The following is a 10,632-nucleotide window of genomic DNA, read 5'->3' as shown; positions in this document are numbered from 1 at the left end:
GCTCCCGTCCGGAACCAGCAGGCCGTCGTCGGACAAATCGAAAATGCCGCCGTCCAAGCCGTCATGAACATGCTTCATGATGGTCGTTCTCCGCTGTGCCGGGTCGTTTCTCATCTCCGACTTCCGCCGGAACCTGCCTATCCCAACGAGATAGACGAGCGATCGACAACCTCAGGTAGATAAAACGCCCAGAAACACCTGCCGATTCGAAAGGCTTTCTGTCCTGCAAGTGGTATCATTAAGAGGTAGTTTACCGCAACCTCAGCGTCCTATACCACGGGTTGTAACGTGGGGGTTTCGTTCACCGGACCATTACCGCCGTCGTGGTCCCCTGGCGCGACCCTTCCTCATAGCCGACTGCCTCCGATTCTGGACGGCTGAATCGGTTGCCGCTAAGCTGGCGTTTTGGGGCGGGGACGGCTCGTGTACGACAAGCAGGGACTGGTATCGATCCAGGCGTTGAGAGCAATTGCCGCGATCGCAGTCGCCTTCGCCCATATCACCAACAGTGAACTTCCGCGACAACTTGGCATTCCCAACCCGCTGCCCGGAGCCGAAGTGGGATCGGCCGGCGTCGATCTGTTTTTCGTGATCTCCGGTTTCGTGATGGTCTATGCGTCAGAACGGTTCTTTCGGCGCCCGGCCGGTCCACATGAGTTCCTGCTTCGCCGAATAGCCAGGATCGTTCCGCTGTACTGGGTCATGACCAGCATCATCCTGGCCTACCTGCTGTGGCACTACGGCAGTCTAGAGGCCGTCAACTTCTCGCCGCAGGTCGTGATCGCCTCGTACATGTTCGTTCCCTATCCGCAGACGAACGGATACATGGCGCCCGTTCACGGCGTCGGCTGGAGCCTCAACTTCGAGATGTTTTTCTATCTGTGCTTCTGCCTGGCGCTTCCGCTCGGCCGCCGCCCCGGCGTCGTGGCCGTCGTTGCGCTGCTGGCCTGTCTGGTCGCCTTCAATCGCACATGGGGTCTGCCGCCGCCGCTCGATTATCTCGCCCTGCCGATCGTCCTCGAATTTGCGATGGGCATGCTGGTCGCCCTGGCCGTGCGCGAAGGATATCGGCTGCCGCTCTTCGTATGCATAGCGCTTGTTGTAGCCGGTGCAGCCGGCTACGTGCTGTCGTACTGGCACCCCGATATCGATCATATGGTGGTCTGGGGCATCCCGTCGGCTCTCCTTGTCGCCGGTGTCACACTGGCTGGACCGAGCCTCACGCCGAGCCCGCTGTCCCGGGGCATCGCTTTCATGGGAGACGCCTCCTACGCGTTTTACCTGGTGCACCCGATCGCCATTACCCTGCCGCGGAGGTTGCTTGGTGCCATTCTCACCCCTGGAGCGGCGCCTGTCCTTTATGCCGTGTTCGTGCTGATCGTGGCCGGGATTGCTGCATGCGCCGTGCACGTCCTTTTCGAGCGCCCCCTGACCCGCTATCTCCAGGACGTCATTGCGTTCATGTTTTCCCAGAAGCGGCTAGCCCGTGTGTAATCCTTGCGCCGGCCACCTGCCGCGTGTGAGGACTGGGCAATTTTCCGACCTCTTGACATCAAAAGCAGGTGAGACGATCAAGCTTGCGCCGGGCATCATGCGCCTTTGCGGCGAGCATCATGCAACAGGCAATCTGGAGGTTGAACTCGCCCGCTTTTGTCTTCATTTCTGCGCATGTTCCGATTTCGGCCACGATTTTAGCAAAAAGTTGAACCGTCCCTGCAGGAACTGACGAGGGGGACGCTGATTGGCTCCCCGTAACGGGGGGGTGATGGGGAGGAGGCCGTCATGACGCAAGCGTCAAAGCTCACCAGCCCGCTCGACGCGGAGTATGCCGAACACCGCGAAGCCGAAGAGCGCCGCCGCCAGACCCGCGAGTGGCTTGAGAAGCGTGAGCGTGAACTCGGTTTTGTGAAGGATGCGCCGTCGGTCGCACCGGACAAGCCCGCGAACCGATGAAGAGGGCGGCTTGAGCGGCGTGCGCCGCCGCTTCACCGGCCGGACCTAACCCCAGCGCTCCCGCCAGGCTTCGAACATCAAGACGTCCCACAGAAGGTATTGCCAGTTGCGCCGGCCCGACAGGTGTTCCTGCCAGCGGCGCCGGACGAGGCTGGCATCCAGCAATCCATTTTCCTTGAGGCGCTTCTCCGAGATCAGGTGTTCCGCCCAGTCGCGCAGCGGACCCTTGAGCCAGTCGCCGAGCGGAACGCCAAAACCCATCTTCGGCCGCTCGATCAGTTGCCGCGGCACGTGGCGGTAAAGGACCTGGCGCGAAATCCACTTGGTCACGCCGCCTCGGATCTTGAGCGCGTGCGGCAGCTGCCAGGCCAGCTCGATGACGCGATGGTCCAAAAGCGGCACGCGCGCTTCCAGCGCAATCGCCATGCTGGCGCGGTCCACCTTGGTCAAAATGTCGTCGGGCAGATAGGTGACCAGATCGAGAAACTGCATCCGGTCGAGCAGATCCGGAAAATCGGAACGAACTGAGCCGTCGCAGAGCAGGCCGTTCGGCTCCGTCACCGCGGGCATGATCTCGCCGGGCTCCCAATGACTGACCAGGCGGCGATAGAGCGCGCCGCCGTCGGGGGCGTCCAGCACCGCGGCGGCCTTGTGCAGCTTGTCGCCGAACAGCGGCGGCAGGCGGCCCTTCGGTGCAAGGCCCGACAGGCGGTCCCAGCTCTCCGTTCCGATTGAGGTGATGCCGGCCGCCAGTATCGTTCGTAAACGGCGGGGCACGCCCGCCAGCATGCGATCGAAACGCGAGGCCAGCTGATAGCGATTGTAGCCGGCGAACAGCTCGTCGCCGCCATCGCCCGACAAGGCCACCGTGACGTATTTCCGCGTCATCGCCGAGACCAGATAGGTCGGGATCGCCGAGGAGTCCGCGAACGGCTCGTCATACATGTCGGCGAGCTGCGGAACCACCTCCAGCGCCTCGCGCGCCGTGACGGTCAGCTCGGTGTGCTCGGTGCCGAGATGTTTGGCGATCGCGGCGGCGTAGGGCGCCTCGTTGAAGTCCATGCTCTCGAAGCCGATCGAGAAGGTTTTGACCGGACCGGCATTCGCCTTCTTCATCAGCGCGACCACCAGCGAGGAATCCACGCCGCCGGACAGGAAGGCGCCGAGCGGCACGTCGGCCATCATCCGCTTGCCGACCGCATCCGTCAGCAGATGCTCCATGCGATCGATCAGCGCCGTCTCATCGTCATGGAGCGGCTTTGCGATTCCTGCGCTCGCAACCTGCCGCGCGTCCCAGAATTTTTCCAATGCCGGCTCCTTGCCGGGCCGCAGCGTCAGGATCGTTCCCGGCTCGAGCTTGTAGACGCCCTCATAGATCGTGTGCGGCGCCGGGATGTAATTGTGCCGCATGAAGGCCGACGCCGCCTCTCCCTTGATGCGCGCGGACCAGCCGGGATGAGCGCGCAGCGCCTTGAGCTCGGAGCCGAACATGAACAGCTCGCCGAACTTCGCCCAGTAGACAGGCTTGATCCCGACGCGGTCGCGCACCAGCGTCAGCGTCCGCTCCTGCCGGTCCCAGACCGCCAGCGCGAACATGCCGATCAGCCGCTCGGCCGTCGCCTTCATGCCATAAAGGGCGATCGATTCCAGCATGGCCTCGGTGTCGGAGTGGCCGCGAAAGCGCAACCCCTTGGCCTCGAGATCGGCGCGGATCTCGAGGTGGCTGTAGACTTCGCCGTTGTAGGTGATGACGAAGCGTCCGTTCGCGGACACCATCGGCTGGGCGCCGGTCGGGGTGAGATCGACGATGGCGAGCCGGCGATGGACCAGCGCGACGTCGGCGTCCGGATCGATCCAGATGTCGTGGCCGTCGGGGCCGCGATGGGCGAGGCTGTCATCCATCGCACGGGCGATGGTCGCTATCCGGTCCGGAGAGTCTTGACGCGTCGGACTGGCGACAAAGCCTGCGATGCCACACATGCCTAAGAGATCTTCCCGTGAGAGAGCTGCATGGTCGTCCCGATCAACCTAGGCCAGCGTGTTTCCCTGCGAGCAGTCGCGCCTGATGTCCACGATGAACGATATGTCCAGACGCTACAGTTCGGCGCTGCCGGCGAGCGGCATCGCGCTGACCGCCTTCTCCGCGCTAAAAATCCAGACCAGCCCGCCGATCCCGCCCACCACAAAGTAGACCAGGCCGAACAGGATGGATACCACGGTTCCGTCCATCTGGGCGAGCCCGGCATAGCCGAACGCGACCATCATGGTCGCCTCGCGCAGGCCCCAGCCCGCGATCGAGATCGGCACCATCGTGATCAGCATGATCGGCGGAATCAGCAGGAACAGCTGCTCGAAATCGGCGGACGCCGCGATCGAACGCACCGCGCACCAGGCGATGGCGACGGCAAGCACGTGAATGGAGAGTGACAGGACCGCGATCTTGGGCCCGGTGGTCCGGCCGAAAATCACCCGGTTGGCGATGACCGAGCAGGCATGAATGTGCTTGGTCGGCCACCACGTCTTCAGCCAGGCCCAGGGCAGATGCCCGAGCAGCAAAAAACCCAGTCCGCCGGCCAGCGCTGCAAAATCGACAAGGACGAGCGCAAGCCGGCCCTTGTCGTTCCCGATCAGGCCGTAGCTCCACGGCAGGCTCGCCACGATGATCAGCGCGAGGGCGATCAGCCCGACGGCGCGGTCGGTCAGGATCGAGTAGGTCGCAGCGCGCCAGCCGGCGCCGCCGCGCTGAACCAGCCAGAGCCGCACCGCATCGCCGCCGATCGACGAGGGCAGCGTCTGATTGAAGAAGGCGCCGATCATGTTGTAGCGAAACGCCAGGAGATCAGTCAGCGGCGCGTGGCACAGCTCGGAGATCTCGCGCCAGCGCAGCGCGCCGAGAAAGATCTGGAAGATCGTGACCAGCACGGCAACGCCGATCCAGACCAGGTTGATCTGGCTGAGGCGCTCCCGAATGGCAGCAAAGTTGATCCCGCGCAGCGCGAGGTAGAGCAGGGCCAGCGAAACCGCGATCCGGGCCGTCAGGACGAGAAGTTTGCGCATTCCTAGCCGGGCTCGCTCTCAATAGGACCAAGACGAGAACTGGGACGAGCGGGCAGGGCGCGGACCCCCTTCTTGGCGTCACGTCCCAGAACCGCAGCACTAACCATCGGTCGCCACGGTGATCAACCCCTTGCGATCCGGATGGGACGGTGGCTAAACAGTCGCAGGAGCGGCGTCAATGGCGTTGCAAAGGGCTGGAAGATCAATTTATGGCGCACGGCCGGAACGTTGCGGTCATTGGCCTCGGCTATGTCGGATTGCCCGTCGCCGCGGCCTTCGCGCGTGGCGGCAGCCGGGTCATCGGCTTCGACATCGACGAGGCGCGCGTCCGGGAACTAAAGGCGGGCCAGGACCGCACGCGCGAGGTGGAAGCCTCCGACCTCCGGCTTGCCGGACTCAATCTCACCAGCGATGCGGCAGAGTTGCGGGCAGCGGATTTCTTCATCGTGACCGTGCCGACGCCGATCGACGAGGCGCGGCGGCCGGACCTCGGCGCCATGATCGCGGCCTCGCGTTCGGTCGGTAGCTCGCTGAAGCGGGGCGACATCGTCGTCTATGAATCCACGGTCTATCCCGGTGCGGTCGAGGAGGATTGCATTCCGGTGCTGGCGAAAACTTCCGGCCTTGTGGCCGGCGCCGATTTCACGGTCGGCTATTCGCCGGAGCGGATCAATCCGGGTGACAGGTTGCACCGCTTCGAGACCATCATGAAAGTGGTCTCGGCGCAGGACGCAAGAACGCTCGACGTCGTTGCCGACGTCTATGGGTCGGTGGTCACGGCCGGCATCCATCGTGCGCCGTCGATCAAGGTGGCCGAGGCGGCAAAGGTCATCGAAAACACCCAGCGCGATCTCAACATCGCGTTCATGAACGAATTGTCGCTGATCTTCCAGGCCCTGGACATCGATACCGCCGACGTGCTGGCCGCCGCGCGCACCAAGTGGAATTTCCTGCCCTTCCAGCCCGGGCTGGTCGGCGGCCACTGCATCGGTGTCGATCCCTATTACTTGACCTACCGCGCCGAAAAGGCCGGCTATCATCCGGAGGTCATCCTCGCCGGCCGCCGCATCAATGACGGCATGGGCCAGCGTGTGGCAAGGGAATGCGTCAGGGGATTGTTGCGGCGAAAGCTGCAGAACAGCGGCATTGTCACCGTGCTGGGGCTGACCTTCAAGGAGGATGTGCCGGACACGCGCAACTCGCGCGTGATCGATATCGTGCGCGAGCTGAAATCGTTCGGACTGACGGTACAGCTCCACGATCCGCTCGCGGATGCCGTCGATGCCAAGCATGAATATGGCATTGATCTCGCCACCCTCGATGCGCTGCAGCCGGCGGACGCCGTCATTCTCGCCGTGGCACACAGCGACTATGTGAGCGGCGGGTGGCTGCTGGTGCAGAAATTGCTGGCGGGCGGGCGCGGTCTGGTGTTTGACGTCAAGGCCAAGCTCGACCGCGCCAGCAAGCCATCAGGCGTCGAACTGTGGCGCCTTTGAACCAGGACGAAGTGGCGATGCAGAGCGATGCAGTATTGGTGACCGGAGCCGCCGGCTTCATCGGCTTTCACGTCACGCGCCGCCTGTTGTCGGAGGGCCGCGCCGTGGTCGGCATCGACAGCATCAACAACTATTATGATCCGGCCTTGAAGGAGGCGCGCCTCGGCCTCCTGAAGGAGGATCCGAAATTCGCTTTCGAGAAGCTCGATCTCGCCGACCGCGCCGCGGTGAAATCGCTGTTCGAGCGGCATCGCTTCGCAAAGGTGATCCATCTCGCCGCGCAGGCCGGCGTTCGCCACTCGCTCGATCATCCGCATGCCTATACGGAGGCGAATGTCGAGGGGTTCCTCAACGTCCTGGAAGGCTGCCGCCACAATGGCTGCGCGCATCTGGTGTTCGCGTCGTCATCCTCGGTCTACGGCGCCAACACCAAACTGCCGTTCGCGGTGTCGGACAATGTCGATCACCCGATCAGTCTCTACGCCGCCTCCAAGAAGGCCAACGAGCTGATGGCCCACGCATACAGCCATCTCTATCGCCTTCCCACGACGGGCCTGCGGTTCTTCACGGTCTATGGTCCGTGGGGCCGTCCTGACATGGCGATGTTCATCTTCGCCAGGGCCATTGTGGCCGGGCAGCCGATCCGGCTCTTTAACCATGGGCGGATGCGGCGCGATTTTACCTATGTCGAGGATATCAGCCAGGCAATCGTGCGACTAATTGACAAGCCGCCGGAAGGCCGCCCGGATTGGGACGGCAGCAGGCCCGATCCGGCCAGCAGCCGCGCGCCATGGAAAATCTACAATATCGGCAATAGTCGGCCCGAGGAACTGACCGACGTCGTCGCGCTTCTGGAAAAGGAGTTCGGCAAGGCGGCGATCAAGGAGATGCTGCCGATGCAGCCCGGCGACGTCGAGGCGACCTACGCGGATGTCAAGGATCTTGAAAACGATATTGGTTTCCGCCCGGCAACGCCGATCGAAGAGGGTGTCGCGCGTTTTGTGAGATGGTATCGTGACTACTATCGGATTTAACGGCAGAGCCTGATGACGAAACGAATTATTCCATTGATCATGTGCGGAGGCGCGGGAACGCGGCTGTGGCCCGCTTCGCGTGAAGTCCGGCCCAAGCAATTTCTTCCTCTGTTCGGCAAGCGATCGACGTTCCAGGACACGCTGCTGCGCGTCTCGGATGCTGACCTGTTCGACCGGCCTGTCATCATCACCAACGCGGCCTACCGCTTCACGGTGCGCGAGCAACTCGCCGAGATCGGCATCGACGCCGACGTGCTGCTCGAGCCGATGCGGCGCGACTCCGGTCCTGCGATCGCGGCCGGCAGCGCCTTTGCGCAGACGCGTGACAGCGAAGCCGTGGTGCTCGCGCTCGCCGCCGATCACGTGGTCCGCGACACCGGCGCTTTTCTCGCGGCCTGCCGCGAGGGACTTGCGGCGGCCGAAAGCGGACGCATCGTGACGTTCGGCGTCGAGCCGGAGCGGCCCGCCACCGAATACGGCTATATCAAGCCCGGCGGGATCGTTACGGGGCAGGTGCGCGCGATCGAAAAATTCGTGGAGAAGCCCGACCAGGCCACGGCCGCCGAATACGTCGCGGCACGCTATCTCTGGAACAGCGGCAACTTCATGTTCCGCGCCGCCGTGCTATCAGATGAATATCGCAAGTTCGACGCTGCGAGCGTGCAGGCGGTCGCGGCCTCCGTCGCCAAGGCCGGTCGCGACCTCGACTTCGTCACGCTGGAGAACGAAGCGTTCGGCGCGGCCAAGGCGATCTCGATCGACTATGCTGTCATGGAGAAGACTACGCATGCGGCCGTGGTGCCGGTGTCCTGCGGCTGGTCCGATGTCGGCTCCTGGCGCGCGGTGTGGGAATTGTCGGACAAGGACACGCTCGGCAATGCCGCGCAAGGCGCGGCCGTGTTCGAGGATTCCCGCAACTGCAATGTGGTCTCCGACCGGGCGATGGTCGCATTGGAAGGCGTCGACGATCTCGTCGTGGTCGCGACCGAGGATGCGGTCCTGGTCTCGCGCCAGAAGGACGCTGGCGGGCTGAAGCGGCTGGTCGCGAAGGTGCGCACCGTCGCGCCGAAGGTCACCGAGGAGCACATCAAGGTGCATAGGCCCTGGGGCAGCTACCAGTCGGTCGACAATGGCGATCGCCACCAGGTCAAGCGCATCATCGTCAAGCCGGGCAACCGCCTGTCGCTGCAGAAGCATCACCACCGTTCCGAGCACTGGATCGTGGTGCGCGGCGCGGCACTGGTGACCATCGACGACCGCGTCAAGACCGTGCACGAGAATGAATCGATCTATATTCCGATCGGCGCCGTGCACCGGCTGGAAAATCCCGGCAAGATCCAGCTGGAACTGATCGAGGTGCAGACCGGCAGCTATCTCGGCGAAGACGACATCATCCGCATCGAGGACGACTACCGGCGCTCGTGACTGGCGGAGGGTCCCCTTCGGATCCTCGACAAGCTCCGCAGGTTAGGCCAGAGTCGCTCTTGCGGTAACGTGAGGGCTGGCTGCCGTTGCAGCATATCGCGCAACAGGGCGAACAAGCAGCGATCGGTCGATGACGAGCAATTCCGCCGGTTTGAACCAGCGCCAGGCGCTGCATCGGGACGTGTGGCAGCGGAAGGCGGTCATTCGCCTCCTGTACCGGGAGTTCCATCGGCAACTGCTCGCGGCCTGCGGCGCGGGCCGGATTCTCGATATCGGCAGCGGAACGGCCCATATCAAGGACGTCAGGCCCGATATCATCTCCACCGATATCCTGTCGTTTCCCGGCATCGATGTCGTCGCTGACGCGCATCGGCTGCCGTTTGCGAATGGCGCGTTTTCCGGCGTCATCATGCTCGATGTGCTGCATCACCTCGAGCGTCCGGTCGAATTCCTGAAAGAGGCTGCGCGCCTGCTGAAACCCGGCGGACGTCTGGCAATGATCGAGCCGGCGATGACGCCGCTGGCGCGATGGTTCTACGATCGCTTCCACGAGGAGCCCGTCGACATGACGGCCGATCCGTTCGCGATGGTGACGGTCGGTCTCAAGCACGACCCGTTCGATGCCAATCAGGCGATACCGACGCTGCTGTTCTCGACCGAGCAGGCCTGCAAGCGCTTCGAGCAGGCAATTCCGGCCTTCCGTGTGCGCCGGATTGACTGGCAAAGCCTCATCGCCTATCCGCTGAGCGGCGGATTTCAGCCATGGTCGCTGCTCCCGGCTTCCTGGGTCAAGCCGATCCTGTCATTGGAGGGGCGGACCCCGGCTGCCATTCGAAAGCTTCTGGCATTCCGGATGATGGTCGTTCTGGAGCGTCAGTGACAACCGACAGCGCATTTCATTCGCCCACTCACCGTCACCTGCAGCGGTGGGCGCTGGCGCTCGACGCTGTCCCACATGCGATGCTGTCCGCGCTTCTCCTGCTCGCTCTGGCGGCTTCGATCTTGTTTCTCGGCGCCGCCCTTTGGGCTCTGGCGACCGGCTGGGCGCTGCCTCTGACGGCGCCGCTGCGATGGTTCGGCTTGCTCGCGGGAGTCGCGCGCGGCGAGCCATATTTCGCCGATCTGGTTCTCGGCGTCGCTGCAATCGGAACGCTGACGACATGGCTGTCGGTGTGGCGCTCTCGAGCCGAGATGACGACGGCGTGGGACACCAGGCTGAACGTCATTCTGCGCTGGAGTGGCCCGCCGATCGTTGCGGCGGCGTTGCTGATCGGTCTCGGCGCGATGTGGGCCGGGATCGCAAGACCAGGGGATCCGCACTGGGCCAACATCGGCGGGCTCGTTCCGTTCAGCGACGCCAATGGGCATTTGGCGGAAGCGTTCTACCAGACGCAGCACGGCACATGGACGTCATGGGCGCTGCGGCGGCCGCTCGCGGCGGCGTTCAGGGCGCTGCTGCTGTTTGCCAGCGGCGCCTCGTTTCCGGCGATGCTGATCGTGCAGGCCTGCCTGCTCGCGGCTGCGGCCTGCCTTGCGGCCCATGCGGTCATGATTTGGCGCGGGATCTGGGCGGGCCTGGCCTTCTTCGGCCTCAGCTATCTCTACCTCAGAACCTTTGCGCCGACATCGCTGAGCGAGCCGCTCGGCCTATTCTGGGCGTTGCTGTC

Annotated in this window: 9 protein-coding genes; 7 read left to right on the top strand and 2 right to left on the bottom strand. The window is 63.7% G+C overall.

Features of this window, described 5'->3' with window-relative positions:
* Positions 1 to 423 precede the first annotated feature (423 nt).
* Complete coding sequence (locus JOZ76_RS23850; protein ID WP_291702508.1) at positions 424 to 1,494, top strand: acyltransferase family protein; 1,071 nt, start codon at positions 424 to 426, stop codon at positions 1,492 to 1,494.
* A 288-nt stretch (positions 1,495 to 1,782) separates the two neighbouring features.
* Positions 1,783 to 1,953 carry a hypothetical protein gene (locus JOZ76_RS23845; protein ID WP_291702506.1) on the top strand — a complete coding sequence of 57 codons (171 nt, stop codon included), beginning with the start codon at positions 1,783 to 1,785 and terminating at the stop codon, positions 1,951 to 1,953.
* 45 nt (positions 1,954 to 1,998) lie between these two features.
* Here the strand turns inward: JOZ76_RS23845 and asnB are convergent, their stop codons facing one another.
* Positions 1,999 to 3,933: an asparagine synthase (glutamine-hydrolyzing) gene (gene asnB, locus JOZ76_RS23840; protein WP_291702504.1), complete on the bottom strand. Its 1,935-nt coding sequence runs from the start codon at positions 3,931 to 3,933 to the stop codon at positions 1,999 to 2,001.
* A gap of 114 nt (positions 3,934 to 4,047) precedes the next feature.
* Positions 4,048 to 5,010, bottom strand: a complete 963-nt coding sequence (locus tag JOZ76_RS23835) for a lysylphosphatidylglycerol synthase transmembrane domain-containing protein (RefSeq protein WP_291702502.1) — start codon at positions 5,008 to 5,010, stop codon at positions 4,048 to 4,050.
* Between the two features lie 209 nt (positions 5,011 to 5,219).
* Here JOZ76_RS23835 and JOZ76_RS23830 point away from each other — a divergent pair, with 209 nt between their 5' ends.
* The 5 genes from JOZ76_RS23830 to JOZ76_RS23810 all read left to right on the top strand — a co-directional run.
* Entirely contained in the window at positions 5,220 to 6,506 is a 1,287-nt protein-coding gene (locus JOZ76_RS23830; protein ID WP_291702500.1) for a nucleotide sugar dehydrogenase, read from the top strand.
* A gap of 17 nt (positions 6,507 to 6,523) precedes the next feature.
* On the top strand, positions 6,524 to 7,540 hold the full coding sequence (locus tag JOZ76_RS23825; RefSeq protein WP_291702510.1) for an NAD-dependent epimerase: 1,017 nt from the start codon (positions 6,524 to 6,526) through the stop codon (positions 7,538 to 7,540).
* A gap of 12 nt (positions 7,541 to 7,552) precedes the next feature.
* Positions 7,553 to 8,965, top strand: a complete 1,413-nt coding sequence (locus tag JOZ76_RS23820; RefSeq protein ID WP_291702498.1) for a mannose-1-phosphate guanylyltransferase/mannose-6-phosphate isomerase — start codon at positions 7,553 to 7,555, stop codon at positions 8,963 to 8,965.
* A 130-nt stretch (positions 8,966 to 9,095) separates the two neighbouring features.
* A complete protein-coding gene (locus JOZ76_RS23815) occupies positions 9,096 to 9,845 on the top strand; it encodes a class I SAM-dependent methyltransferase (RefSeq protein WP_291702496.1) in 750 nt (249 codons plus the stop codon).
* A partial coding sequence (locus JOZ76_RS23810) for a hypothetical protein (protein WP_291702494.1) occupies positions 9,842 to 10,632 on the top strand: 791 nt, incomplete at its 3' end. The genes JOZ76_RS23815 and JOZ76_RS23810, both read left to right, overlap by 4 nt.

This window comes from Bradyrhizobium sp. (assembly GCF_019244115.1).
GTDB lineage: Bacteria > Pseudomonadota > Alphaproteobacteria > Rhizobiales > Xanthobacteraceae > Bradyrhizobium.
The sequence above is the reverse complement of the archived record's forward strand: the minus strand, read 5'-3'. Positions and strand labels throughout refer to the sequence as shown.

Excerpts from the sequence above, each read along its gene's own strand:
- JOZ76_RS23845 (WP_291702506.1), top strand. The coding sequence starts at position 1,783 with ATGACGCAAGCGTCAAAGCTCACCAGCCCGCTCGACGCGGAGTATGCC.
- asnB (WP_291702504.1), bottom strand. The coding sequence starts at position 3,933 with ATGTGTGGCATCGCAGGCTTTGTCGCCAGTCCGACGCGTCAAGACTCT.
- JOZ76_RS23835 (WP_291702502.1), bottom strand. The coding sequence starts at position 5,010 with ATGCGCAAACTTCTCGTCCTGACGGCCCGGATCGCGGTTTCGCTGGCC.
- JOZ76_RS23830 (WP_291702500.1), top strand. The coding sequence starts at position 5,220 with ATGGCGCACGGCCGGAACGTTGCGGTCATTGGCCTCGGCTATGTCGGA.
- JOZ76_RS23825 (WP_291702510.1), top strand. The coding sequence starts at position 6,524 with ATGCAGAGCGATGCAGTATTGGTGACCGGAGCCGCCGGCTTCATCGGC.
- JOZ76_RS23820 (WP_291702498.1), top strand. The coding sequence starts at position 7,553 with ATGACGAAACGAATTATTCCATTGATCATGTGCGGAGGCGCGGGAACG.
- JOZ76_RS23815 (WP_291702496.1), top strand. The coding sequence starts at position 9,096 with ATGACGAGCAATTCCGCCGGTTTGAACCAGCGCCAGGCGCTGCATCGG.